22 protein-coding genes are annotated in these 23,729 nt (G+C 71.6%); 9 read left to right on the top strand and 13 right to left on the bottom strand.

The window, feature by feature from the left end:
- Positions 1 to 11: 11 nt before the first annotated feature.
- A complete protein-coding gene (locus tag POL25_RS11315; RefSeq protein ID WP_272085973.1) occupies positions 12 to 965 on the bottom strand; it encodes a hypothetical protein in 954 nt (317 codons plus the stop codon).
- A 206-nt stretch (positions 966 to 1,171) separates the two neighbouring features.
- On the opposite strand from POL25_RS11315, the gene POL25_RS11310 reads away from it, so the two are divergent.
- Together POL25_RS11310 and POL25_RS11305 are read left to right on the top strand one after the other, a co-directional pair.
- The gene (locus POL25_RS11310; protein WP_272085972.1) at positions 1,172 to 2,101 is read left to right on the top strand and encodes a hypothetical protein; all 930 of its coding nucleotides are present in this window, start codon (positions 1,172 to 1,174) and stop codon (positions 2,099 to 2,101) included.
- Positions 2,098 to 3,807 carry an Hsp70 family protein gene (locus POL25_RS11305; RefSeq protein ID WP_272085971.1) on the top strand — a complete coding sequence of 570 codons (1,710 nt, stop codon included), beginning with the start codon at positions 2,098 to 2,100 and terminating at the stop codon, positions 3,805 to 3,807. The genes POL25_RS11310 and POL25_RS11305 overlap by 4 nt, the downstream gene beginning before the upstream one ends.
- A gap of 62 nt (positions 3,808 to 3,869) precedes the next feature.
- Here POL25_RS11305 and POL25_RS11300 read toward each other — a convergent pair whose 3' ends face one another.
- From POL25_RS11300 to POL25_RS11280, 5 genes are all read right to left on the bottom strand, one after another.
- Entirely contained in the window at positions 3,870 to 4,556 is a 687-nt protein-coding gene (locus POL25_RS11300) for a hypothetical protein (protein WP_272085970.1), read from the bottom strand.
- 115 nt (positions 4,557 to 4,671) lie between these two features.
- Positions 4,672 to 6,099, bottom strand: coding sequence for a thioredoxin domain-containing protein (locus POL25_RS11295; protein ID WP_272085969.1), 1,428 nt, complete (start codon positions 6,097 to 6,099; stop codon positions 4,672 to 4,674).
- Between the two features lie 251 nt (positions 6,100 to 6,350).
- Entirely contained in the window at positions 6,351 to 8,189 is a 1,839-nt protein-coding gene (locus POL25_RS11290; protein WP_272085968.1) for a DUF2079 domain-containing protein, read from the bottom strand.
- Positions 8,190 to 8,308: 119 nt separating this feature from the next.
- Positions 8,309 to 8,920, bottom strand: coding sequence for a hypothetical protein (locus POL25_RS11285; RefSeq protein ID WP_272085967.1), 612 nt, complete (start codon positions 8,918 to 8,920; stop codon positions 8,309 to 8,311).
- 5 nt (positions 8,921 to 8,925) lie between these two features.
- Positions 8,926 to 9,726 carry a DUF4349 domain-containing protein gene (locus POL25_RS11280; RefSeq protein WP_272085966.1) on the bottom strand — a complete coding sequence of 267 codons (801 nt, stop codon included), beginning with the start codon at positions 9,724 to 9,726 and terminating at the stop codon, positions 8,926 to 8,928.
- Between the two features lie 195 nt (positions 9,727 to 9,921).
- Between POL25_RS11280 and POL25_RS11275 the strand changes: the two genes are divergently transcribed.
- The gene (locus POL25_RS11275) at positions 9,922 to 10,434 is read left to right on the top strand and encodes a hypothetical protein (RefSeq protein WP_272085965.1); all 513 of its coding nucleotides are present in this window, start codon (positions 9,922 to 9,924) and stop codon (positions 10,432 to 10,434) included.
- Entirely contained in the window at positions 10,434 to 10,634 is a 201-nt protein-coding gene (locus tag POL25_RS11270; protein ID WP_272085964.1) for a hypothetical protein, read from the top strand. The genes POL25_RS11275 and POL25_RS11270 overlap by 1 nt, the downstream gene beginning before the upstream one ends.
- Positions 10,635 to 10,704: 70 nt before the next feature.
- Here the strand turns inward: POL25_RS11270 and POL25_RS11265 are convergent, their stop codons facing one another.
- Positions 10,705 to 11,445, bottom strand: coding sequence for a fatty acid desaturase family protein (locus POL25_RS11265; RefSeq protein WP_272085963.1), 741 nt, complete (start codon positions 11,443 to 11,445; stop codon positions 10,705 to 10,707).
- Between the two features lie 172 nt (positions 11,446 to 11,617).
- Positions 11,618 to 12,970 carry an NAD(P)/FAD-dependent oxidoreductase gene (locus POL25_RS11260; protein ID WP_272085962.1) on the bottom strand — a complete coding sequence of 451 codons (1,353 nt, stop codon included), beginning with the start codon at positions 12,968 to 12,970 and terminating at the stop codon, positions 11,618 to 11,620.
- Positions 12,971 to 13,121: 151 nt separating this feature from the next.
- Here POL25_RS11260 and POL25_RS11255 point away from each other — a divergent pair, with 151 nt between their 5' ends.
- Positions 13,122 to 13,787, top strand: a complete 666-nt coding sequence (locus POL25_RS11255) for a glutathione S-transferase family protein (protein WP_272085961.1) — start codon at positions 13,122 to 13,124, stop codon at positions 13,785 to 13,787.
- Positions 13,784 to 14,104, top strand: a complete 321-nt coding sequence (locus tag POL25_RS11250; RefSeq protein WP_272085960.1) for a hypothetical protein — start codon at positions 13,784 to 13,786, stop codon at positions 14,102 to 14,104. The genes POL25_RS11255 and POL25_RS11250 overlap by 4 nt, the downstream gene beginning before the upstream one ends.
- Positions 14,105 to 14,141: 37 nt before the next feature.
- On the opposite strand, the gene POL25_RS11245 is transcribed toward POL25_RS11250, so the two are convergent.
- Positions 14,142 to 15,287, bottom strand: a complete 1,146-nt coding sequence (locus POL25_RS11245; protein WP_272085959.1) for a TolB family protein — start codon at positions 15,285 to 15,287, stop codon at positions 14,142 to 14,144.
- Between the two features lie 136 nt (positions 15,288 to 15,423).
- Here POL25_RS11245 and POL25_RS11240 point away from each other — a divergent pair, with 136 nt between their 5' ends.
- The 3 genes from POL25_RS11240 (at position 15,424) to POL25_RS11230 (ending at position 18,664) form a co-directional block, all read left to right on the top strand.
- A complete protein-coding gene (locus POL25_RS11240; protein WP_272085958.1) occupies positions 15,424 to 16,515 on the top strand; it encodes a hypothetical protein in 1,092 nt (363 codons plus the stop codon).
- A 35-nt stretch (positions 16,516 to 16,550) separates the two neighbouring features.
- Positions 16,551 to 17,273: an enoyl-CoA hydratase/isomerase family protein gene (locus POL25_RS11235; protein ID WP_272085957.1), complete on the top strand. Its 723-nt coding sequence runs from the start codon at positions 16,551 to 16,553 to the stop codon at positions 17,271 to 17,273.
- 242 nt (positions 17,274 to 17,515) lie between these two features.
- Complete coding sequence (locus POL25_RS11230) at positions 17,516 to 18,664, top strand: amidohydrolase family protein (protein WP_272085956.1); 1,149 nt, start codon at positions 17,516 to 17,518, stop codon at positions 18,662 to 18,664.
- A gap of 114 nt (positions 18,665 to 18,778) precedes the next feature.
- On the opposite strand, the gene POL25_RS11225 is transcribed toward POL25_RS11230, so the two are convergent.
- From POL25_RS11225 to POL25_RS11210, 4 genes are all read right to left on the bottom strand, one after another.
- Positions 18,779 to 20,728: an NAD(P)H-binding protein gene (locus POL25_RS11225; protein ID WP_272085955.1), complete on the bottom strand. Its 1,950-nt coding sequence runs from the start codon at positions 20,726 to 20,728 to the stop codon at positions 18,779 to 18,781.
- Positions 20,729 to 20,882: 154 nt separating this feature from the next.
- Positions 20,883 to 21,515 (bottom strand): YqaA family protein, encoded by a 633-nt coding sequence (locus tag POL25_RS11220; protein WP_272085954.1) that lies wholly within the window; start codon positions 21,513 to 21,515, stop codon positions 20,883 to 20,885.
- Between the two features lie 191 nt (positions 21,516 to 21,706).
- Entirely contained in the window at positions 21,707 to 22,384 is a 678-nt protein-coding gene (gene mobA, locus POL25_RS11215; RefSeq protein ID WP_272085953.1) for a molybdenum cofactor guanylyltransferase, read from the bottom strand.
- A 249-nt stretch (positions 22,385 to 22,633) separates the two neighbouring features.
- Positions 22,634 to 23,521: a DUF6910 family protein gene (locus POL25_RS11210; protein WP_272085952.1), complete on the bottom strand. Its 888-nt coding sequence runs from the start codon at positions 23,519 to 23,521 to the stop codon at positions 22,634 to 22,636.
- Positions 23,522 to 23,729: the final 208 nt, after the last annotated feature.

Genomic DNA, 23,729 nt, shown 5'->3' with positions numbered 1-23,729 from the left:
CCCGGGAGGCTTCAGCGGGGGACCGTGACAAACTCGTTACGGACCCCGCCAGCCTCCGCGTGCGCCAGGGCGAGACGCCCACGCGACCAAGCGAGGCTCGGGACCGAGGCGCCGCGGCGCTGCCACACCGGTGTGCTCTTTCCTGTCGTTTCGAAGCGGAGGACCTGGGAGCCGTCGCCGTCAGCGGCGGCGACCAGGAACGCGCGATCGCCAGCGCCGACGATCGTCAAAGCGCCGCCGTCTCCGGGCGCGAGCGTGCGGCTCCACGCGATCTTGCCGAGCGGGGTCACGAGGTGGACGCGGGAGATGCCGCGATCATCCCGTGTGCCGACGAGGCAGCTGTCGCGCAGGCAACCAAAGCTCAGTACACGCTCACGTGCGTCGATCTGGATTCGGGCGACCAGACTCGAGCATTCGCGCGGACCGCAGAAATTGATGTAGGTATGCTTGCCCTTCCACATCAGGGCGATGTTGTGCTCCGCCGAGGCGATGCCGCACCAGTCTGCCCGCAGAGGCTCGATGTCGGCCGCATGCGGAGCCTCGAAGGCGATGGCCTGTGCCATCGGGCCGTGAACGAACCACACTTTGCCGTCCTGCTCGATCCATCCGACCGCGAAGCGGCCGTCGCCGGTGGCCGCGCCGTCGCACAGGCGCTGGACTGACTTGCCCCACGTCGACGGATCCGTCAATCGACCGCGATCGTCGAACGCGGCCAGCCGAACCTTTTTGCCGTCTTTCCAGCCGAGAGCGGCGCCGAGGCGTGTGCCGACCAAGCGTGCGTCAGCATCGAGGTCGAGCGACAGTTCGCGTCGCTGCGTGCCGTCGGGGGCGAACTCGACGAAGCGCCGCGCGCCCGCGTCGCCGTGGAGCAGGCCGAAGCCCTCCGCCAGCACCGCGAGCTGGATCGAGGCAGTCGACGGCGCGGCGGACCGCTGCCCGCCGAGGCCGGCAAATACCACGAGCATGAAGACCGAGAATAGGGCCAGTCGAGGCTGGCGCCGTGCGTACAGGCCGAGGAGCCTACCGAATAGGCCGAGGAGCGAGCGAGGTTGCGACATGCAGGTCACGATAGCGGATAACGGCGAGGATCGGTCGAGCGCGTCGCCGCGAAACATTGTTCATAATGGCGAGCCGATTGACGACGACGCCGCGGGCGTGCCAGCGTGACGAAGTGACGACCGAAGATGCGTTGAAGATCCTGGGCCTGACGCAGGAAGAGCTCGAGCTGCTGCCGGTCGAAAAGCGGGCGGAGGTGGTGCGGCGGGCCTATCTGCGAGCGATCCGCCGGTCCTCGCCGGAGCGCGATGCCGTGGAATTTCAGCGGGTCCGCAGTGCATTCGAGGTGCTGTCCGCCGGGACGGAGGCGGCTACTCCGCGGTGGAATCCTCGCCCGCCGCGAGCGTCGGGTGCGACACGGTCGGGCCAGTCGCCCGGACCCCACCGCTCGCCCCACGACGAGGCGCTGCGGGGGTGGATCGGACGACATCATGCGTTGCTCGTCGAGGCCGAGGAGACCGAGGTCGCGCTGGGCCGTCCGGTGTCGCGGTTGCTCGCCGTGGCGCTCCGGCTCATCGACAGCGGGGCAAGCGAGGCAGGTGCTGGCCTGGTCGAGGTGCTCCTCGAACGTGCCTGCGATGAGCCGTTCGGCGAGGCCGCCGACATCCGAGTGTCGCCGGTGATCGACGCGCAGTTGATGCTGATGGTGCGCGGCGAGCTGCCGGCGGCGCGGAGGATCGGTGCTTGGAGCCTGCAGTGGCTCCCGATGCAACGCGCGCTCGAAATGCTCGCCGACGAGTCAGAACGGTGGATCTTCAGCTGCGAGTTGCTGTCGCTGCCGGACGAGTTCTCTGCGGTGCTGCGGGCCGAGCTTGCGGAGGCTCTGCTCGAGCGGCGCCCTGGAGGCCTGGCGCAGGTGTTCACCGCGCATCCTTTCCTCACCGATGTCAATTTGAGCCTGCTCCGCCGCTGGGCCCCGCTGCTTCACGAGCTGTCGTGGCGGATCCACGAAAAATGGCAGGATCGCTACCTCTACGCCACCGTGGCCGTCTGCGTCCTCATGATCGTGATCGGGCTGGTGCGATCGATCGTGGAGGCGGCATGATCGTCGGTATCGATCTCGGGACCACCTATTCGCTCGTCTGCGCGTTACAGGATGGTCGGCCGTGCGTGCTGGCCAACTCGCTCGGCGAGACGCTCACGCCCAGCGCCGTCAGCCTGCTCGATGACGGACGCTGGGTCGTCGGCGCGGCCGCACGGGCGCGGCTCGTCACGCACCCCGAAGCGACGGCGGCGGTGTTCAAGCGCGACATGGGTACGTCGCGCACATACTCGATCGGTGGGCGAGAGTTCACGCCGCAGGCGCTGTCCGCAATGGTGCTGCGTAGCCTCAAAGAGGACACGGAGGCGGCCTTGGGGCAGCCGGTGGAGCGGGCGGTGATCACGGTCCCGGCGTACTTTGGCGAGCTTCAGCGCTCGGCGACCCGCGAGGCGGGGCAGATCGCTGGATTCAAGGTCGAGCGCCTGGTACACGAGCCGACGGCTGCGGCGCTGGCGTACGGGCTCCATGCGGCCGACCGCGAGCAGCGCGTGGTGGTGCTCGACCTCGGCGGCGGGACCTTCGATGTCACGGTGCTCGAGATTATCGAGGGGGTGATGGAGGTCCAGGCGTCGGCCGGGGACGCGCGTCTCGGTGGCGAGGATTTCCTCGAAGTGTTGACGGAACTGGTGCGGGAGCGATTGGTGAGAGAGCGGGGGGTCGACCTCCGCACCGACCGCCGAGCGTGGTCCCTGATGCGCGAGCTGTGCGAGTCGGCCAAGCACCGGCTGTCGAGCATGGAGGTCGTCCAGGTCGCGCATCCCGAGCTGCGCGTGGGTCGAGAGCGGGTGGCCCTGAGCGAGGAGATCACGCTCGTGACCGCAGAGCAGGCGTGGCAGGGTCTGCTGGAGCGGCTGCGGCGGGTGATCGTTCGTGCCCTGCGAGACGCGCGGATCGATCCGTCCCAGGTCGACGAGGTGCTGCTGGTCGGCGGCGCGACGCGCATGCCGTGTGTGCGACGGCTGGCCGCGCGGATGTTCGGCCGCCTGCCGCTCTGCACGTTGCCCGCCGACGAGGCGGTGGCGATGGGGGCCGCAGTCCAGTCCGGGCTCGTCGCTGGCGACACCGCTCTCGGCGATTTGGTAGTCACCGACATCACCCCGTTCACGCTCGGCACCGCCGTGACGAGCCGATATAGCGGAGCGGAGGTGGCCGATGTGTTCTCGCCGATCATCGATCGCGGGACGGTGATCCCCTGCAGCCGGGTCCAGCGCTACAGCACTGTCCGCGATCGACAGACCGAGATCGCGTTCCTCGTATGCCAGGGTGAGCACCCGCAAGCCAGCAAGAACACGCTGCTCGGCCACGTCGAGGTGAAGGGGCTCCCGAAGCGATCCGCCGGCGAGGTGCTCATCGATGTCCGCTTCACTTACGATCTCAATGGGCTGCTCGAGGTCGACGCGGAGGTGGTCGGCACTACCAACAGCGTGTCGACGCTGTTCCACGGCAGCGCGGTCAAGCTCTCGACAGCGGAGATCGAGCGGGCACGCCAGGAGATGCAGCGGTTCAAGTTCCACCCGCGCGATGCGCTGCCCAATACGACGGCGCTGGCGCGGGCGATGGCGCTGTACGCGGAGCTGACCGGTCCGGCCCGGTCGGAGCTCGGCGAGGGGATCGCGGCTTTCCGTGCCGTGCTCGACGCGCAGGACCCGTCGCAGGTGCAGGCGGTGCGGGAGGCGCTCGTGGCATTGACACACCGCCTGGCGACCTAGTCGCGCGTTTGAGGCGGCTGTCTTTCAGGACATGTCGATATCGACATGTCCCAAAGTATCTTCTACGCGTGGCGGCGGCGGACGGACTCGGTCATCTCGATGACGACCTTCCACTGCTCGAGCGCGCGGGTCTTGCTGTCGCCGAGCTCGGCGAGGGCGCGCATGCGCAGGCGCAGGGTGGTGGCGGTGGCGTCGGCGAGCTCGGCGAGCTCGGCGGAGCGGGCGGCCCGGCGGAACGGGTTCCACTTGCCGATGACGAGCGCGAGCACGACGAGGCCGCCGAGGACGAGCCCGCCGGCGAGGCCGTACTCGCCCTGAACGGCGGCGTAGAGGCCGGCGCCGACGACGGCGGCGGCGAGGCCGGCGACCAGGATGGTGAACTGCCGCAGGCGCGAGCCCTGGGTCCGCAGGGCCTGGGCGCTGCGCAGGGCCAGCAGCTCGAGCTCGCCGAGCGGGTTGCTGGCGAACACGTCGGGCGCGGCGACGTCGCGCAGGAGGTCGGCGCTCCAGCTCCGGGCGTCGCGTGTGTTGGCGTCGATCGCGTTCGAGTGGGCGTGCTCGCGCGGGATCACCGTCGCGCTGTCCGAGCCGCGCGGGACGGTCGGGTGCGGCGCCGAATCGCGGGCGTCGAGCACGGTGTCGGCGATCGCGGCGTCGCGGATCGCAGCCTCGGCGCGCTGCCGGAGCTTGCTCAGGCTCGCGGCGATCGCGGGGCTGCTGCGGGCGGCTTCGACGAGGAAATCACTCATGCGCACGAGCCCGCGGGTCCCACGCCCCCGGCCTCCGGGCCCGAGAGTTACACAGTCGGCTGGGCTCGGGGCAGGAATTGTCGGCACGGGTGCGAGCGGGCGGGCCCGCGCGCGCTCACAGGTGCGCGTGCGTCCGCCGGCCGCCACCGACGAGGCCGCCGTAGGTCTTCGGGTCGGCGAGTCCGAGCCAGGGGTCGCGGGCGGGGGTCAAGAACAGGTCGTCGTAGACGCGGCGGACGAGGGTCGAGAGGTCGCGCGGCGCGTCGGCCCCGCGGGCCCACCATTCGTGGATCTCGCGGTGGATCTCCTGTTCGTTGCGCAGGGTGTCGAGCGCGAGCGTGCGGCGCAGGCCGTCGAGCGTCGCGGTGAGGTCGGCCGCGTCGCGCACGGCGTCGCCGCTGCGCCACTGCTGCGTGCGCAGCAGGCCGAGGCTCGCGCGCGAGAGGACGATCGCGGGCGCGGCGAGCTCGGCGATCCGATCGTAGCGCGAGGTGAGCGGGTCGACGGGCTCGCCGATGGCGCGCAGCAGCGGGGCCTCGACGTCCATCTTGCCGATCGCCAGCGGGGCGGCCTGTCCGGCGCGCGGGAGGTCGGGGCCGGGGCGAGCTCCGCGGGGCAGCGGGCGTCGCCCGGCGGAGCCCACCATGAGGGCGAACGACGCGTCGAGGTCGCGCGCCCGGGCCTCGTGATGAGCGGCGAGCGCGTCGCGCAGGGCCGGACCTGCGAGGATGGCGGTGCGACGCGCGAGGGCCTCGGCGCGCTGCAGGGCGGCCAGGAATTCGGCGGGCGCGTGGAGGCCGGGCACGACGTCGACCGGACGGCCGGCGGCGTCGAGCACGAAGTGGGCGCTGTTGCCGGTGATGGTGGTGACGACCTGGCGGCCGTCGCCGAGGTCGATGGTGATCTTCGGGGCGGGCCGTTCGCTGCTCCAGTGGAGCACGAAGCGGTCGCGCAGGAGGGCGCGCACTGCTGGGTCGGGGTAGAGCAGGGCGCGGAAGAAGCGGCTGTTGGCGCAGCTCAGCTCGTCGCGCAGGTCGCCGAGCAGGCGCAGCGAGAGGACGGGCTTGCCCTCGCGCCTGGACGTTCGCACAGCTTCGTCGAGGTCGGTGTGCCAGTAGAGGCGCGACGCCAGACAGTCGCGCTGGCCGCATAGTTGGTCGAGGGCGTCGAGCAGGCGAGCGCGAGCGGGATCGCGGAGGCCGGCCGGATCGCGGCGATCCATGGGAGCCTCGGCGGCCGCGAGGAGAGCGTCGAGGGCGGCGGTCAGGGCCGGCTCGTGGGCGCGCTCGAAGGCGCGGAGGCCCTCGGGCCCGCGGGCGCGCAGGCGGGCGCGGGCGGCCTGGGCGATGCCTTCGTCGTCAGCGACGGCCAGGCGCGCGAGCGCGGCGAGGCCACGCGCCTGACCGAGGGTGTGCTCGAGGACCGCCGCGTTCGTCGTTGCGAGCGGGCCAGGGGCTTGCGTGGTGGAATATCTGTCCTCGAGGACAGGTGGTGAGACGCTGGCGCCGGCGTCGGGCGCGGGTACGCCGAGAGCGAGGAACAAGGTGCACCAGATAGGTCCGCGAGTGGGCATCGCTGTCTCCGACGTCGGGTGTACCGGCGGACGGAAGCGGCGACGGTCAAGGCTGTGTAAAACGTGCGAGCGCGGCCGCGCGCCGGCGAGCGAGGCGCCACGGTCGGACAGCGAGTCTCAGGCGGGGGCGTCGGGGTGATGGATGCGAAAATAGGAATGAATGGACATGTTCAAAAGAACATGCTCTTTCGAGAATGTCCTATGGGACATGTCCATTTGGATTACTTGTCCGGGTTGCGCTGCAGCACCAGGATCTTGTGCTGCTCGTCGAAGGTGCGGAAGCGCTGCTCGGCGCGGAGGTTGCGGAGCAGGGGCATGTGCTTGGCGTTGATGTCCTCGCGGTGGAGGACGAGGTAGTCGACGTCGAGGCGGGCCGGGAACCACGCGAAGCAGCGGCGGCCGGCCAGGTGAGCGCCGACGTCGCCGGTGGCGGCGACACACGCGTCGGCGGGCAGGTCGCGGGCCAGGCCGGCGAGCCAGGCGTGGCGCTCGCGCTCGGCCTCGGTGAGCGCGGTCGGGACCGGGTGGAAGCCGGCGCGGAAGCTGCCGCCGGGCAGGCCGAACGACCAGCCGAACGCGAGCGCGGCGACGACGATGCCGGCGGCCAGCTCGTGCATTCGCGGACCGCCGAGCCATCGTTGCAGGTGGAGCGCGCCGACAGGAGCGGCGGCGAACACCGCGGGCAAGAAGAAGCTCGTGTAGTGGAAGTACGGATCGGCGACGTACTGGTTGCCGCTGAGCACGAAGATCGCGGCGGCCGGGAGCAGCAGCACGAGCAGGCGACCGGCGAGCGCGGGCAACAGCAGCAGCGGGACGCCGAGGCACAGCAGGTAGCCGAACTTGTCGGGCCGCAGCAGCTCGAGCGGGAGCCGCAGCGGGTTGGCGAGCAGGGCGAGCGCGAGGTCGCCATAACCTGTCGCTTCGGCCAGGTTGCCGCGCAAGCCGTCGGCGTGGGCGCCGACGCCGGTGCCGGGCGCGAACACGCGGGCGACGAGGATGAACCACATGAGCCCGAGCGCGAGCAGGACGAGGCCGCGGCGCGGGCGGCCGTCGAGCGCGACGAACAGGCCGAGCGCGGCGACCACGAGGCCCATCTCCTCGCGCGCGAGCAGGAGGGCGCCCACGGCCAGGGCGAGGCCGAGCCGGCGATCGCCGTCGTGGGCCCACAGTGCCCACAGCACCAGCGGCACGGCGAGCGTGAGGTCATGAAAATCCCACAGCGCGTTGGCGTGGACCAGCGGCGAGACGAGGAAGGCGAGGGTGACGGCGAACCCGAGCGCGAGGCTGCCGCTGCGCCGGCGCGAGAACAGATACAGGGGGATCGCGGCCGAGCACAGCCACACCACCTGCAGGGCGATCAGGGTCTCGGCGCGCGGGCTCAGGGCGTAGAACGGGACCAGCGCGAGCAACAGCGGGGCGAAGTGTTGCCCGTTGAAGGTGTCGCCGGGGAACAGGCTGGTGGCCAGCAGGTCGCCGTGGAGCGAGCGCCACAGCACGTTCTCGAAGATGCCCAGGTCGTGGATGTTGCTGACGAGGGCGTGATGACGGACGACGCCGAGGTGGACGAGCAGGGCGGCGACGGCGAGGCCGAGCGCGAACAAGAGGCCGGCGGTGAGGCGCGGACGCGCAGGCTGACGGGCGAGCACGTCGCGCCAGCCGGACGCGGTGGCGGCGGCGAGCAGGCCGAGGCCGAGGCTGACGGCGAGCGGGACGAAGCCACGCCGCTCGGCGAGGCCAGGCGCGGCGAGGAGGACGCAGGCGGGCGCGCCGGCGAGGAGGAGGAGGCGATGATTCCAGGTGACGGCGAGCTCGGCGAGCGGTCGCTGCAGCCGCCGCGCGGCGAAGAAGTAGACGACGGGCAGGACGACCAGGCCTGCGAGGCCGGCACGGAGCGCGGCGAGCCGCTGCGCGGGGTCGAGGTCGCCGGCGACGAGCGCGGCTGGATCGCCGCGCAGCAGGGCCCACGCGGTCCAGCCGGCCGCGAAGCCGAGCAGCGCCGCGAGCAGGGCCCACCGCCGGGCGTGGGCGAGACCGGCGGAGACGAGTTCGTCGGGCGGCACGCAGGCTATTGGTGGCCCGCCGCGGGGGAGGACGTCAAGGACGGACCTTCATGCGCGCGAGGCCGATGGCCGCGAGCGCATTGCGACCGCGAAAGCGAGGCGAGTGCGAGGCGGTGAAATCACGGGCCCTGCGGAGGGGCAGGCGGGCCGGCGGGCTGGGTCGTGGGCACGACGGGCTCGGGCAGGCCGGGCAGCGGGTCGGGCGGCGGGGAGCTCAGCTTCGGCGGCTGGGGGCTGCGGCAGATCTTCGAGGCCGGCTTGCAGCCGCGGATCTTGAGCTCGCCGGCGATCTCGGCGATGCGCGCGCGATGGGTCGCGGCGTGCTGGCGGTCGCCGGCCAGCTCGAGCGTGAACTTGTAATCGTCGGTGACGAACAGGACGACGGTGTAGAACTTGGGCTCGTCGCTGCCGGGGATCGCGTAGTCGAAGTCGAAGCGGGTGCCCTCGCGGCCGTTCTTGCTGCGGGCCGGCTGTTGGCCGGTGAGCACGTAGCCGCGCTTGCCGAGCTTGGTGACGAGGTCGGCGGCCCAGTAACCGAGCGAGCCGCCGCGCACGTTGGCGAACCGGTGGACGCGCAGGCCGACGTCGTCCTGGGCCTTCATGCGCGTCTCGTACGAGTTGCTGCTGACCTCGACGAAGCCGACCGGCGGCTCGATCGCGTACTTCTTGCAGCCGGACAGCAGCGCGGTCGCGGCGATGACGAGTGCGAAGAGACAGGTATTTTTGGACATGGCCTTCAGTTCCACTCGGTGGCCTCGACGCCGAGGGTGTCGACCCACGGGAAGGGATCGTTGCTCGACGGGACCGCGTTCTGGGGCCCGCGCTCGCTCATCCGCACGGTGAGGGTGGAGAAGTCGATCTGGTTCTCGAGCAGGCGCAGGCGGCCCAGCGCCGTCTCGAGCTCGAGGGTGATGGCGTCGAGCGAGCGGCGGACGTCGAGCGCCTCCTGGACGTTGCGCGCCTGCTTGAGCAGGAGCAGGACCTGGCTCTGGGTCTCGCGCAGCACGCGGATCCGCGTGGTGAGGTCGACGAACTCCTGGGTCACGTCCTGGGCCTGGAGGTTGCGCCCCTCGACGACGCCGAGCTTGCCGAGCTCCTCCATGACGCGGCGCAGCTGGACGGCGGGGATCCGCAGGACGAAGTAGCCCTGCGACATGGTCTGCACGTAGCCGCCGGACTCGAGCGTCAAGGCCTCGGCCCGCTGCATGGCCTCGTCGAGCTTGAAGCACGAGATCGCCATGTCGGCGGTGTAGACGATCTGCCGCGCGAACTGCTTCTGCGGCTCCTTCTCCTTGTCCTCGCCCTGACCGCCGCTGACGGTCGGGGTGCTCGCCGGCCTGGGCTCCGGGGGGCCGGCCACTGGACCCCGCGCCGGGGCCGGAGCGCTCAGCGAGGTCGTCGGGGCGATCGACTTCGTCATCGCCTCGTCTCTCTTGAAGTCGATGCTCCCGTCGGCTTCGGCGGGCATGGGGGCCATCTCGGGCGCGGCCACGTCGCCGTCGGCCATCGCGCCGCCGCCGCCCCACGAGGCATCCATCGGGGGCGAGGACGCGGTCTCCCGCCTGGGCGCCATGGAACAACCGAACGAAGAGAGGAGGAACGCGGCGGCCAGGAGGGGTCGGAGTCGATGCATCACGGGCTCACGAGGCGGCGAGGGTGCCGATGATAGCTTGCGAACGGCCGGCGTCCGCCGCGGCTTACAGGGGCCGGCGCGCTGTGGCATGCTGCCCGCGTGCGCTCGTGGCTCCGGTTCGTCCTCGTCGCGCTGAGCCTGGCCGGCCCGGCGCTCGCAGGTTGTGCGCGCGAGATCCCGGTGAGCGAGGCCTGGCCCGACGGTCTGCCGCGGCCGCAGGACGTCGCCGAGGCCGAGCGGCTCGAGCAGGCCGGCACGCGCTGGACCAATCGCCAGGCGCGGCAGCTCTATCTCGAGCGCGTGGCCACCATCGCCGGCGAGGTCGAGCGGTGGCAGGCGGAGCAGATCCCCGCCGAGGAGCAGGCCCGGCGCGCCTACCAGATCCGCCACGACGCCCGCATGACGGCCCGCGCGATGATGTCCGACCCGGCCGAGCTGGCGGCCCTGCAGGAGCGCGATCGCGCCAAGTACGGCGACCCCGACGGGCCGAGCTTCGAGTGGCTGCTGGAGCGCAACCTGGCCAAGGGCCTCACCGGCGACGCGGCCTACCTGGCGATCGTCGAGAGCGCCCAGAAGACCGACGCGGCCGTCAACCAGAGCCTGGGGTTCTGATGGACGGGCGGCTGCGGCGAGTCATCGACTGGTCGAAGGGACAGGACCCTTCGGCCATGTACGTGGCCGAGGTCGACGGCGAGCGCTGGACGATCCGGCTCGGCGATTTCCCCGACGAGCCGCTCTACGCGCTGGCGATCGACGGCGTCGAGCTGCTGCGCTTCGACGACTGGCCGCCGCTGTGGACCCGGCCGACGTAGGGTCGCCTGGCCTTCCGGCCAGGTCGTGCGACCTGGCGCGAGAGACATGTGACCTGTCCTCGCGGACAGGTCACTCCTGGACGCCGCCGACCTCGTCGGCCTTGCCGGCGATCGGCTCGAGCACGCGGCGGAGCGGCTCCTTGAGGCGCTCGAACAGGCGGGTGCGGGCGAGGATCGGGTTGAGCCAGCCGGAGGTGATGCAGTAGTAGCTGTTGAACGGCGGCGTATGGTGGCGCGCGTGGTGCTCGGGGCCGAGGATGAGGCCGGAGCGCTGCAGGCCGCGGATCCACGCCGGCGGGCGGGGGCTGTGGGCCCAGCTGTGGAACTGGTTGGTGAGGAAGATGCCGAACAGGAACAGGCCGATGTAGGCGGCGAAGAACAGCGAGGCGGCGTCGTGGATCGGGACGAAGTACCAGGTGCCGATCAGGATCGGCAGGCTGATCAGGCAGTTGGCGCCGTTGACCTCGAGGAAGTCGTGGCGGGTTATCGCCAGCGGGTCGATGTGGTGCTCGCGGAACGGGCGGATGAACACCGGGCCGAAGAAGGGCGTGCGCGTCGAGCCGATGTTGTCGGCGAGAAAATGCACGAAGCCCGAGACGAAGTCGGCGGTGACGTAGCCGAGCAGCAGCGCCACCGGCAGCAGCCAGACCGCCGGACCCGCGGGCGCGGCCTCGAGGTGCAGGTACACGTCGCGCGCCAGCAGGTACTCGAAGAAGAAGAACACCGACATGCTGGTCGCGTCGACGAGACGCATCCACAGCGAGCCGCTCATGTCGTAGTCGTGAGGGACTTCGTCGGGCGTGGCGGACATCGCGGGCGGTACGATGATCACGGCAGTCCGGCCGCTTTTGCAAAGGACTTCCGCGGCGTGGGGGTGCGCACGGGCGGACGCGCATGGCGAAACCGCGCGGGTCCCGAGGGTCCGCGCGGCGTCCAGAAGCTCGAATTCACCGGCGCTCGGATTCATGGCTGCGGTGACGCGCTCACGCGGGGGCCTGGGTGGCCGGCGGCGGGAGCGACTCGACCGGGGCCGGTTGTTCGGCCGGCTTGGTCGGCGTCTGCAAGGGGGCGCGCCAGTCCTTGTTGACGATCAGGCGGGCGCCGCGGCGGAACCGAATATACGACCAGGTCCACTCCCACATGACCTGGAGGCGGTTCTTGAAGCCGATCAGGTAGTAGACGTGGACCAGCAGCCAGGCCAGCCAGGCGACGAAGCCGGCGATCTCCATGCCGGCGAACTGGGCGATCGCACGGCGGCGACCGATCGTCGCCATCTGGCCCTTGTCGACGTAGCGGAACGGCTCGCGCGGCTTGCCCTTGAGCTCGAGCAGGATGTTGCGGGCGACGTGGCGGCCCTGCTGGATCGCCACCGGGGCCAGGCCGGGCAGCGGCGGCTTGCCGGGCTCCTCCTCGAGGTGGGCCTGGTCGCCGATGACGAACACTTCGCGGTGCCCGGGGATGCTGCAGTCCTTGTCGACGATGATGCGGCCCTGGCGGTCGAGCTCGACCCCGAGGCTGCGGTTGAGTTCGGACGGGGCCACGCCGGCGGCCCACAGCACGGTGGCGGACTGCACCGACTCGCCGCCGAGCACGACGCCCTCGGCGGTGACGTTGGTGACCATGGTGTTGGTCCACACGGTGACGCCGAGCTGCTCGAGGTCGCGGGTGGCCTTGTCGGACAGCTTCTCGGCGAAGGTCGGGAGGATCCGCGGACCGGCCTCGATGAGGATCACGCGGGCGCGCTCGGGGTCGATGCGGCGGAAATCGCGGGACAGGGTGAAGCGGCTGATCTCGCCGAGCGCCCCGGCGAGCTCGACACCTGTCGGGCCGGCCCCGATGACCACGAACGTCAGCAGGCGCCGCTGCTTGGCCGGGTCGGTCTCTTTTTCGGCCAGCTCGAACGCGGTGAGGACCCGGCGGCGGATCTCGGTCGCCTCCTCGAGCGACTTGAGGCCGGGCGCGTAGTCTTCCCACTCGCCGTGGCCGAAATAGCTGTGACGGGAGCCACACGCGAGCACCAGCCAGTCGTAGTCGAGGTCGCCGAGGCCGGTGGTCTTGAGCTTCTTGTTGGCGAAATCGATGCCGGCGGCGGACTCGAGGATGACGCGGCAGTTGCTCTGGCGGCTGAAGACGGTGCGGATCGGGACGGCGATCTCGGCCGGGCTGAGGCCGGCCATGGCGACCTGATACAGGAGCGGCTGGAACAGGTGGTGATTGCGCCGGTCGAGGAGGGTGATCTCGAGGTCGTCGGCGCCCGCGAGCCCGCGAGCGACGCGCAGGCCGCCGAACCCACCGCCGACGATGAGCACGCGCTTCTTGGCTTTCCCGGCGTTCATGGCCGAGAAGTGTACTCGAAGACCCGCGAGAGGCCGCTGCGGCCGGCTTTCACCGGTCGAGCGCGTGTGCGCTTGACGCGCGGCGGACGGATCTGTTAATCAAGACGCACGCATGTTCTCGTCCGAATCGTCTGAGGAGATCAGGCTTTACATGCCGGACCCCAGCACGATCCGCGCGGTCGAGTGCTCTCCGCCGTGTTGGATGGTCCGGCTCGCGCTCGAAGAGAAGGGGCTCGACCACGAGTGCAAGCTGCTGAACTTCGCGGCCGGTGAGCACAAGAGCCCGGAGATGCTGGCCAAGAACCCGCGCGGGACCGTGCCGGTGCTGATGGACGGCAACATCGTCGTCTACGAGACGCTGGCGATCCTCGACTACCTCGAATACGCCTACCCGCAGCCGGCGCTGCTGCCCAACACCAACGCGCTGCGGGCTCTGGCGCTGACGCGGCTGCACGAGGCCAACAACCTCAAGCAGGTCGGGATGGCGCTGTTCTCGTACCTGATGAACACCAAGGCGATCGACCTCGACCCGGCCGAGGTCGATCACCTGGCGTCGTTCCTCCACGACGAGCTGTTCTTCTGGGAGTACTACTACGGCATCGGCCACTGGGCGGCCGGCTCGGCGATCAGCCTGGCCGACCTCGCGGTGTTCGCCTACGTGTCCACGGCGGCGCACCTCGGCCTCGAGCTCGGCCTGCGCTACCCCAACCTCCACGCCTTCTGCGGGCGCATGCGTGAGCGGCCCAGCGTGACCGCCACCTGGCCGGCGGTGTGGAAGCAGACGCCCTACTCGTATCTGACGGAGCCCGAGTCTTGAGCGGCCCGTTGGTGGCGGACATGGCTCCGCCGCCGACGCTGGTGCTCGACGCGGCGTACCTCGGCTGGGCCGGTCTGCTGGTCCTGCCGGCCATCGTCACCGCGGCGGTGTTCGCCGGCCGGGCCCTGCGCCGCCGCGGACGCGGGCGCGGGCTGGCGATCGCCGCGGGGGTGGCGGTGTTCGTCGCGCTCGACCTGGTGGTCTACTTCGTCGCGCTCGAGGGGATGTTCGCGGCCAAGCGCGAGCGGCGACAGGCGGAGCTCGAGGCCCGGGCCCAGCAGGCTCCGGGGACAGGTCCTTCGGGACAGGCCCCTTAGGACAGGTCCCTCGGGGCATGTCCTTCGGGTCAGGCGGCTAGTCGACCCACTCGGCCAGGAACACGTCGGTGTCGCCGGGGTTCTTGGCGCCGCGGTTGGAGGCGAACACCAGGTGCTTGCCGTCGCGGGTGAACATCGGGAAGCCGTCGAAGGTGTCGCTGTGGGTGACCTGCTCCTGGCCCTGGCCGTCCTCGCCGATCAGGTAGAGGTCGAAGTCGCGGCCCCGGGGGTCGCCCTGGTTGGAGCTGAAGATGATGCGCTTGCCGTCGGGGTGGAAGAACGGGGCGAAGTTGGCCTTGCCGTTCTTGGTGATCTGGCGCTGGTCGCTGCCGTCGGCGTTCATGACGAAGATCTCGAGGCGGGTCGGGCGGACCAGGTGCTCCTTGATGATGTCGTCGTAGGCCTTGAGCTCGGCGTCACCCTCGGGGTGGTTGGCGCGGTAGACGAGGCGCTTGCCGTCGGGCGAGAAGAAGGCGCCGCCGTCGTAGCCAGGGGTGTTGGTGAGGCGCACCAGGCCGGTGCCGTCGACGTTGATCTTGTAGAGCTCGGGGTCGCCGTCGCGGGTCGAGGTGAACACGATCGCGTCGCCGGTCGGCGAGACGGTGGCCTCGGCGTCGTAGCCGGGGCCGGTGACGAGCGGCTGGATGTCGCTGCCGTCGACGGCGGCGGTGTAGATGTCGAACTCGGGGTACAGCTTCCACACGTAGCCGCGGCTGCGGTCGGGGTTGGGCAGGCAGTCGTCGGCGGCCGCGTGGGTCGAGGCGTAGAGGACCCGCTGATCGCCCGGGAGGAAGTAGGCGCAGGTCGTGCGACCCTTGCCGGAGCTGACGCGCCGGGTCGCCTTTTCGGCCAGGTCGAGGGTGTAGATCTGGTCGCAGCCGGCGCCGTCGCGGGTGCTCTGAAACACCAGCCGCTTCTCGTCACCGGCGAAGTAGGCTTCAGCGTTCTCGCCGCCGAAGGTCAGCTGCTGCAGCGACTTGAAGTGGCGCTCGCCGGTCAGCGGGACGTTCGGATCGACCTTCGTCGCCGGCTCGGCGGGGGGCTCGGCGGGCTTGTCGGCGGCGGGCTTGTCGGTCGCGGGCTCGGCGGCGGCGGGCTTGTCGGCGGGCTTGTCGGCGCTCTGACAGGCGACGAGGGCGAGGAGGGTCAGCGGGGCCGCGAGGCGGGCGAGGACGGGACGCATGGCCGGGAGGATAACAGGATGGTGGCGCGGTTTCGCCGGCTTGTGCGGGCGCCGTGGCGAGTGGTATCCGCCCGCCCTCGGAGCCCCCCACATGGACAGCATTCACGGACTGACGATCGAAGCCATGGCCGAGACCATGAGCAAACACAACGAGCTGCGCGCGCAACACGGCGAGCCCGCGTTCAAGCCGTACTTCCTGCGCTACCTCGGCACCAAGGGCGTCGACGAGGCCGCCTGGGCGCAGGCGTGGAACAGCTGGCACTCGCGCATGGACGCCGACAAGAGCGGCCAGCTGTGGGCCCGCTTCAACGCAGCCCAGACCGCGCTGACGATGCAGGCGCACTTCGGCGACGTCGCCGACATGAGCCAGGAGTCGCGCGGCGGGCTGACGCTCGACATGTACGCGCGCCTGTCGGCCGAGGCGACCCAGCCGGGCGTCGATTTCGCGGGCCTGCTGGCGCGCCACGGCGTCAGCGAGGCGGCGTGGAACGCCGGCCGCGACGCGTGGAACCAGGCGATGAGCCAGGACACGATGCACCGCATCACGAGCCAGTACGGGCAGCTGTACGCCAAGTACAACCCGGCCCACGTCGCGGCGATGAACGCCCAGGCCGGGCAGATGGTCGCCAACCGGGCCGCGGTCTCGGAGCAAGCGGAGGAGCCCGAGGTCGAGTACACGGTCGAGTCGGCGCTGGCCGAGCTGCAGTCGCCGGTGCCGCGCACGCGCTGGCACGCGGCGCACCTGCTGGCGCAGAAGATCCAGACCGAGCTCGAAGGCGATCGCGCGCGCCAGAGGCAGGCGCTCGCGGCCTGCCTGCCGCAGCTGCTCGACTGCCTCGACCGCCACGACAAGGAGACCGTGAGCTCGGCCGAGGCCGCGGCGCGCGACCTGGTCGAGCTGGGGCAGACCGGCGACGAGGCCAAGGGGGCGGTGACCCGCTGCCTCCTCCGCGGCCGCGAGCACCTGGCGACGGTGCAGGCCGCTTTTGCGCCGATCCAGAACAAGAACGTGCCGGAGCGGATCTACCTGCAGTCGGAGATCCAGGACTACACGTCCCTGGTCGAGACGCTCGAGGAGCTGCTGGCCGATTGGCCCGACGGCGCCGACAGCGATACGAGCGGCCCGGAGGCCCCGACCGGGCAGAGCGCGGACGACGACGCGGGGCTCGCCGCGAAGGCCGCGGGCGCCCGGAGCTGGTGGGACAAGATCCTCTCGCTGTTCCGCTGAGCCGCGCGCCGGTCCGACGCGGTAAAATCAGGGCGATGATCGATGTCGTCCTTTCGGGTCCGGGGAAGAACGCGCTGAGCTCGGCGCTGATGCAGTCGCTTCGCGGCCAGCTGGCGCGGGCCGAGGGCCAGCCGGTGCTGGTCCGCGGCGAGGGCGATGCGTTCTCCGCCGGCCTCAATTTCTTCGAGCTCGCGACCCTCGACGCGGCCGGGCTCGACGAATTCCTGGCGGTCCTCGAGGACCTGCTGCTCGAGCTCTACAACTACCCGGGCCCGACGGTCGCGCTGGTCGGCGGCCACGCGATCGCAGGCGGCTGCCTGGTGGCGATGTGCTGCGACCACCGTGTGTGCGCGGCCGACCCGCGGCTGAAGATCGGCCTCAACGAGGTCGCGCTGGGGCTGCATTTCCCGGGCGCCGCGCTGGCGCTGGCGCGCAAACGGGTCAATCCGCAGGCGCTCGACGAGGTGATCCTCGGCGCCCGCCTGTACGGGCCGGAGGAGGCGCTGCGCGTCGGCCTGGTCGACGAGGTGGCCGCCGCGGCCGAGGCGGTCGCCCGCCAGCGCCTAAGCGAGCTCGCCGGCCACCCCGCGACCGCCTACTCGGCGGCGAAGCGCGCCCTCCGCAGCGGGGTGCTCGACATGAGCCAGGCCCAGCGCCGCGCCGAACGCGAGGCGCTGCTGCCCCACTGGTCCGACCCGGCCCTGCGCGCCCGCATCGGCGCGTTCCTGGCCGCCAAGGCGCAGGCGAAGAAGGCGTAATGGACAGGTCCGAAGGGGCATGTTCGAAGAGGCATGCCCTTGAGGACACGTCTCTCGACGTCGCGTGACGGCGGGGTCGCCGGCGCAGGACGGCAGGCGATGACGGGGTCGTCGCTAGCCGGGAGGCGTGAGGCGCCGCGGAGAGGCGGCGCGCGGGCGGAAACGATGCCCGGGGAGGGTCCTCCGGGACGACCGGAAAGCCGACCGATCTGCTTCAGCCTGTGGCGCGTACGTTCGAGCGGATGGCGCGACGCGGGCTGACCTTCGGGACATGTCTCTTCGGACTCATCTCGCTGGCGTGCGCGCCGGGGCGGGCGCCCGAGGCGGCGCGGCCGGCCGGCGAGGTGGTGCAGCGCGAGGCGCAGGCGAGCGCCCAGGCCCCGATGGAGCCGCGCGGGGGGCACTTCGTGATCCGCGGGGCGGAGATCGTCGGCGTCGGCGTCGCGGACCTCGAGGTGAAGGACGGCCGGATCGCGGCGATCGGGGAGGTCGCCGCGGGGGTGCCGGCGCTGCAGCGCGCGGGGCGGTGGATCGTGCCGGCGGCGATCGACAGCCACGTGCACCTGAGCTACCTGCCCGGCGGACGGCGCCTGCTCGACGGCGGGGTCGCGGCGGTGGTCGACCTGGCGGCCCCGCTGACGGCGCTGCGCGAGCGCGAGGCCCCGCCCGAGCTGGTGGTGCTGGCGAGCGGGCCGATGATCACGGCGCGCGCCGGTTACCCGACCCGCGACTGGGGCGAGGATGGCTTCGGGCTCGAGGTCGAGGACGCGAGGGCGGCGGCGCAGGCGGTCGAGACGCTGGCGGCCGCCGGGGCGAAGGTGATCAAGGTGCCGGTGACGGACGGGCCGACGCTGCCGCCAGCGACGCTGCGGGCGATCGTGCAAGCAGCCCACGCCCGCGGGCTGAAGGTGGCCGCGCATGCGCTGTTCGATCGGCACGCGCGCGCGGCCGCGGACGCGGGAGCCGATCTGCTGGCGCACGCGCCGGTCGAGCCGCTGCAGGCGCGCACGGTCGAGGCGTGGGCCGGGCGCGCGGTGATCTCGACGCTCTCGGCGTTCGGCGGGGCGGCCGGCGAGAATCTGGCGCGGCTGCGCGCGGCCGGGGCGACGGTGCTGTACGGGACGGATCTCGGCAACACGCAGGTGCCAGCGATCTCGAGCGAGGAGATCGCGCTGCTGATGGCGGCCGGCCTGGACGGACCGGCGATCGTGGCGGCGATGACGACGACGCCGGCGCAGTTCTGGGGCCTCGATCGCGCGGAGATGCCCGGGCCGGGGGTGCTGGCGGTCGGCGGGGCGGCGAGCTTTTTAATCCTCGCGGCCGATCCGCGGGTATCGCCGGGGACGCTGGCGGAGCCAGAGGCGGTGTTCATCGCCGGTTCGCGGCGGTGAGCGTCAGGTCTTTTTTTAAAAAAGAATGCCCGATCGGACCGTCAAAAATGACTTGAGAGCAGTATGTCTATTAGGACATGTTTTTTAGGACATGTCCTCGGGGCATGGTTGGCGTCATGCCGGGGAGCCGAGGCGGAACAGGTCGGCGGCGCCGAGGCGGAGCGGGCCTGGGGTCGGGTCGAAGGCGGCGGTGATGCCGGCGCGGGCGACGATCGCGGCGTCGATCGGGCGGGCCGCGGCTGGCAGGATCGGCGCCAGCGGGCGAAGGATCCGCAGTGTCCAGCGTTCGCCGGCGCGCTGCTCCTGGCGATCGCCGTCGAGCGGGCCGGGCTGGAGGAAGCGGGCGCGCGGGAACTCGAGCGCCGCGGTGTCGCGCTCGAGCTCGCCCTTCATGCGCGAGTAGAAGATCGGCGACTTCGCCGAGGCGCCGGTGCTCGACACCAGGACGTAGACCTCGGCGCCGTTTTGCCGGGCCGCGCGCGCCGTCTCGTGCTGGTAGGTGTAGTCGACCCTGTACTGGGCCTCGCGCGAGCCGGCGACCTTGAGCGTGGTGCCGAGGGCGCTAAAGAGGTGGTCACCCGTGGCCAGGGCGCGCCAGTCGTCGGGGCGATCGAAATTGACGAGGTGCTCGGTGAGCTTGTCGTGCTGCACACCGGCCGAGCGGCGGGCCAGGACGGTGACGGCCGTGTAGCGCGGGTCGGCGAGCAGCTGGCGGAGGAGCTCGCGACCGACGAGGCCGGTGGCGCCGACGAGGAGGGCCGTGCGGGAGGTTGCGTTCATGGCTGCTCGCTGTGTAGCCCGGTTCGGGCCGCGCGGCTCGAGTTTCGCCGCGCAGGCGTGATCTGGGCGAGGTCGGTGTGCCGCGCCGTCACGACCTGCCGTTGGCTGGCTGCCATCACGGGAGCAGATCGCGGACGACGTGGCCGGGGGTGATGCGGAACCTCGAGAGCACGAGCTCGCCGCCCAGGGCCTGCACGTCGGTAGCGAGCTGCCTCGCCGCGTCGGCCGGCATGCCGGGCGAGACCTCGGCGGGCAGGCTTTCGAGGGCAGCGCGAGCCCCTGCACGCCGAGCGGGGTGCGGGTGGCGAGCAGCTTGATCAGGCGCATCCGCTCGGGGCCGACGCGCGTCAGCTGTACCGCGCACTGCTCGACCGGCGATGCCGCCCGGGCCTTCAGCGTCTCGGCGATGCCGTGGCGCAGCCGGACGCCATCGGCATCGTCCGGGAGCGTCAGGGCGGCGGCGCGCAGGGTCTCGTCGTCTTCGGACCGATCGGCGAAGAGGGTGTGCACGATGCCCGCGGACAGGCGATGCGGCAGGAGCAGCGCCAGCAACTCGGCGAGCGGCAGGCGGACCAGCGCCGGCAAGACGTCGTCGAAACGGGTCCAGCGGTTCTTGCGGACCTCGGCGTCGAGCCCGTCGTCCCAGGCCTCGCCGCTGCCGAACCGCAGGGCGACGGAACGGACCTCGTCGGCCGTCGCGAGCATGAGCTCCTGCCACTCGCCGTCGTCGTCGAGGAGCTGCAGGGCATGGGGGCCGGTGAGGCCGACGCTGCCAGCGTGGGCGAGCAGCATCGCCAGGACGTCGGCGCGCTCGTCCTCGTCGAGCCGCTCACCGAGGCGGCCGCGCACGAAGTCGAGGGCGCAGCGCAGGCGCGGTGGCAGGCCCGGGCGCACGGCCAGGAAGGGGGCGCGATCGTGGCGGAACAGCGCGAACACGAGGTCGTCGAAGTGCGGGTTCCAGCCGGAGGGCAGGCCGTGGTCGCGCTCGTCGGGCAGGCGGGTGAGCAGGTCGGCGGCGATCTGGGCGAGGTCGGGGGACGAGGACGGATCGAGCGCGGCAGTCTCGGCGAGCACGGACAGCAAGGGCTCGTGATCCTCGACGCGGGTCAGGCGGTGGCGAGCGATGTGCCACATCACCTGGTGCCAGTCGGCGTGGTATCGGAACACCGCCAGGGCGCGGTGGATCCGCGACCGCTCCCTGCGCGCGGCCTTCAGCTCGCGCAACACCTCGCGCAGCTCGTCGTCGGTCAGGCCCGGGCAGCTCACGAAGGCGGGGTCCGTCATGCTCACCTCGAGAGGTGCCCGGTGGCGCGGCGAGCGTCAAGATCGGGCCCGCCCCGAACCAATGACACTGGCCTCAGGGGCATGTCCGATCGAACATGTCCTCGAGGGCATGCGCGAACGGACATGTCCGTTCGCGCAGCCGACGGCCGAGGCGCTAGCGCAGCAGCTGGTAGAGCACGACGCCGAGGACCAGCAGGAGGCCGGTGACGATGGTGACGACGTCGAAGTACTTGTCGATCAGCTGCTTGGCGCGCGGGCCGGCCAGCTTGATGACGGCGGCGACGAGGAAGAAGCGGCCGCCGCGGCCGAGGATGCTGGCGAGGGCGAAGCCGACGATGTTGAGCTGGGCGACGCCGGCGGCCACGGTGAAGACCTTGTAGGGGATCGGCGTGAAGGCGGCGATGAAGACGGCGAGCTCGCCGTGCTCCTGGTACGAGCCGGTGACGAGCTCGAAGCTCTCGCGCGAGAACACCGGGCCGACGATGTACGGCTCGAAGGTCGACCACAGCGCGTAGCCGATCAGGTAGCCGAACAGGCCGCCGAGCACCGAGCCGAGGGTGCACCACAGCGCGAACCGGAACGCCCGCGTCGGCACCGACAGCGCCAGCGCGATCAGCAGCACGTCGGGCGGGATCGGGAACACGCTCGACTCGACGAACGCGATCGCCACCAGCGCCGGGACGGCGTACGGGGTGTCGGCCCAGCTCAGCACCCATTGATAGATGCGCCGGAGCGGGTTGCGCGAGGCGACGGGCGCGGGCGCGGGCACGGACACGGGGTCGTTCACCGGCGCGACGTTACCACGCGAACGGCGCGAGCGGCGGGCGCAGAGGCGTGGCGTGACTCACCCGCGCGCGAATGCGAGGAGGACCTGGCGCAAGGGACAGGAGGCCGAAGACCTCGCGACCGTGTTCGCGGGCCGATGGCACCGATCGGTCGCGGCCGTGTCGGTCGGCCGAAGGCGCCGACCGGCGCCGATCATGGTCCGTCGCTGCCGCGGTCCTGACGGTCGAGCGCGAGCGCCTCGTCGTACTCCTGCGGGGTGTTGCAGGTGCGGAGGACGCGGCGGTCGGGCAGCTCGGCGGCGTCGAGCCAGCGAGCGCCGAGGCGGTCGAACATGAAGAGCGGGCGGCTGCCGTGCTTGGCCAACACCTCGGCGGCGGCGGCGTGAGCGGCGGCGACGCGCACGGCGCTGGCGAGCGGGTGCGGGAAGTGACGGTCGGCGGGGTCGCCCGAGGCGGGGGCGTCGAACGGCAAGATGCCCCCGAGGCCAGGTTCGTCGACGAGCCGGCGCACCAGCAGGCGCACGTAATCGGCGCTGAGAAACGGGCTGTCGCACGCGCCGAGGTAGGCGAACTCGACGCGGTGGGCGAGCAGCACGCCGAGGCCGGCGAACAGCCCGACGAGCGGGCCGCCGTGGTCGAACTCGGGCGGGTCGTAGGCGAGCACGACGTCGGACGGGAGCGGCGGCAGCGGCTGACCGTTCTGGGCGACGACGACGATCGGTCGGTCGCACACCTCGCGCAGGACCTCGACGACGTGGCCCAGCAGCGGCTGCCCGCGCCACGGCAACAGGGCCTTGGGCGCGCCCATGCGCGAGGAGCGTCCGCCCGCGAGGACGACGGCGCCGCAAGAGGAGAGGAGGGCGTCGGACATGGCGGCCGGGGCGAGCCTGACAGGGGCAGCATGGCTTGGCAAGAGAGCGGCGAGCGACGCGGGTCGCTGCCGCGGCGGCGCCGCAGGCGAACGAAGAATCACAGGCGGCCGGCGCGAGAGAGAGGCTCACGCCGGTCGCGGCCGTGCGCGAGACGTCGCTCGCTCAGCGCGCGAGGCCGGTGCGCGGATCGAGGACGGCGACGCAGAGCGGCTCACGCCGGTCGCGGCCGTGCGCGAGACGTCGCTCGCTCAGCGCGCGAGGCCGGTGCGCGGATCGAGGACGGTGACGCAGAGCGGGGCGCGCACGGATCGGTCATCGGCATCGGCGACGAGGTGGACGCGGACGAGGTCGCCGTCCGGCTCGGCCCATACGCCCTCGAACTTGAGCCGGCCCGGCAGCGCGCGCCGCCAGCGGACGGTGTGCGGCGCGTCGAGGCGGATCAGCGCCGAGCCGAGGCAAGCGCCGTCGGCGTAGGTGTCGCGCGTGTCCTCGGCGGCGGCGGTGAGCAAGAGCCCGCCGTCGGGCAAGGCGGCGGCGTCGGTGACGCTGTAGGGCACGCCTTCGCGGTCGCCGAGGTCGAGGAAGGCGAGGTCGCGGATCAGGTCGGCCTGCCACGCGGCGCGCGCGGCCACGGCCGCGGCCACGCCGTCGCGGTCGAGGCGGATCAGGGCGCTGCGGTTGCCGGCCCCGTTGCCGCGCTGCAGCAGCACCAGGTGGTCGCCCCACAGCGCGGCGCCCTCGAGGTTGAGCTCGGGCACGAGGCCGGCGAGCGCGGCGTGCAGCGGGGCGAGCGAGAATTCGTGGCATGTCGCAGAGGACATGTCCTTCGCGACATGGACGAGGACGCCGGCGTGACGGTTCGGCCGCGAGCCGGAGCCGAGCGCGAGCAGGGCGCCGCCGTCCCACGGGCACAGGGCCTCGAAGTCGGGCTTGGCCCGCTTGCGCGCCTCCGGCTCGGTCGGCAGGGCGCCAGGACGCAGCGGGTAGCGGCGCGCGGGGCCGTCGTCCGGGTAGGCGTGCAGCTCGAGCTCGTCGTCGGCGACCACGAACGACCAACCATCACGGCGCACCAGGCCGCTGGCGGCCGACAGCTCGAGGTCTCGCGCGTGATGGAGGTGAATTGTCTCGGAGGACATGTTCATGAGGACATGTTTTGAGGGACAGATGATGAGCGCGCCGAAGGATGCCCAGCGTAGCCCGGACCCGGCCGGGGCGAGAAGCTCGGAGGTTCAGAGGCGGCGCCGTCCCGGGATAACGCTGTACTGGCGCAGAACCGCGCGAGCGTGGAGCGACGGCGCGCACGATGCATCGGCGACGCGACGGTTCACGACTCTGCGCCCCGCG

Origin of the sequence: Nannocystis bainbridge, from assembly GCF_028368995.1 — a bacterium.
Taxonomy (GTDB): Bacteria; Myxococcota_A; Polyangia; order Nannocystales; family Nannocystaceae; genus Nannocystis; species Nannocystis bainbridge.
The sequence above is the reverse complement of the archived record's forward strand: the minus strand, read 5'-3'. Positions and strand labels throughout refer to the sequence as shown.

What these genes read in the sequence shown, in the direction of transcription:
- POL25_RS11305 (WP_272085971.1), top strand. Translation starts at nt 2,098, where the DNA reads ATGATCGTCGGTATCGATCTCGGGACCACCTATTCGCTCGTCTGCGCG.
- POL25_RS11255 (WP_272085961.1), top strand. Translation starts at nt 13,122, where the DNA reads ATGCCGGACCCCAGCACGATCCGCGCGGTCGAGTGCTCTCCGCCGTGT.
- mobA (WP_272085953.1), bottom strand. Translation starts at nt 22,384, where the DNA reads ATGTCCGACGCCCTCCTCTCCTCTTGCGGCGCCGTCGTCCTCGCGGGC.
- POL25_RS11230 (WP_272085956.1), top strand. Translation starts at nt 17,516, where the DNA reads ATGGCGCGACGCGGGCTGACCTTCGGGACATGTCTCTTCGGACTCATC.
- POL25_RS11270 (WP_272085964.1), top strand. Translation starts at nt 10,434, where the DNA reads ATGGACGGGCGGCTGCGGCGAGTCATCGACTGGTCGAAGGGACAGGAC.
- POL25_RS11225 (WP_272085955.1), bottom strand. Translation starts at nt 20,728, where the DNA reads ATGACGGACCCCGCCTTCGTGAGCTGCCCGGGCCTGACCGACGACGAG.
- POL25_RS11300 (WP_272085970.1), bottom strand. Translation starts at nt 4,556, where the DNA reads ATGAGTGATTTCCTCGTCGAAGCCGCCCGCAGCAGCCCCGCGATCGCC.
- POL25_RS11210 (WP_272085952.1), bottom strand. Translation starts at nt 23,521, where the DNA reads ATGTCCTCCGAGACAATTCACCTCCATCACGCGCGAGACCTCGAGCTG.
- POL25_RS11315 (WP_272085973.1), bottom strand. Translation starts at nt 965, where the DNA reads ATGCTCGTGGTATTTGCCGGCCTCGGCGGGCAGCGGTCCGCCGCGCCG.
- POL25_RS11285 (WP_272085967.1), bottom strand. Translation starts at nt 8,920, where the DNA reads ATGTCCAAAAATACCTGTCTCTTCGCACTCGTCATCGCCGCGACCGCG.
- POL25_RS11260 (WP_272085962.1), bottom strand. Translation starts at nt 12,970, where the DNA reads ATGAACGCCGGGAAAGCCAAGAAGCGCGTGCTCATCGTCGGCGGTGGG.
- POL25_RS11235 (WP_272085957.1), top strand. Translation starts at nt 16,551, where the DNA reads ATGATCGATGTCGTCCTTTCGGGTCCGGGGAAGAACGCGCTGAGCTCG.
- POL25_RS11245 (WP_272085959.1), bottom strand. Translation starts at nt 15,287, where the DNA reads ATGCGTCCCGTCCTCGCCCGCCTCGCGGCCCCGCTGACCCTCCTCGCC.
- POL25_RS11280 (WP_272085966.1), bottom strand. Translation starts at nt 9,726, where the DNA reads ATGGATGCCTCGTGGGGCGGCGGCGGCGCGATGGCCGACGGCGACGTG.
- POL25_RS11265 (WP_272085963.1), bottom strand. Translation starts at nt 11,445, where the DNA reads ATGTCCGCCACGCCCGACGAAGTCCCTCACGACTACGACATGAGCGGC.
- POL25_RS11240 (WP_272085958.1), top strand. Translation starts at nt 15,424, where the DNA reads ATGAGCAAACACAACGAGCTGCGCGCGCAACACGGCGAGCCCGCGTTC.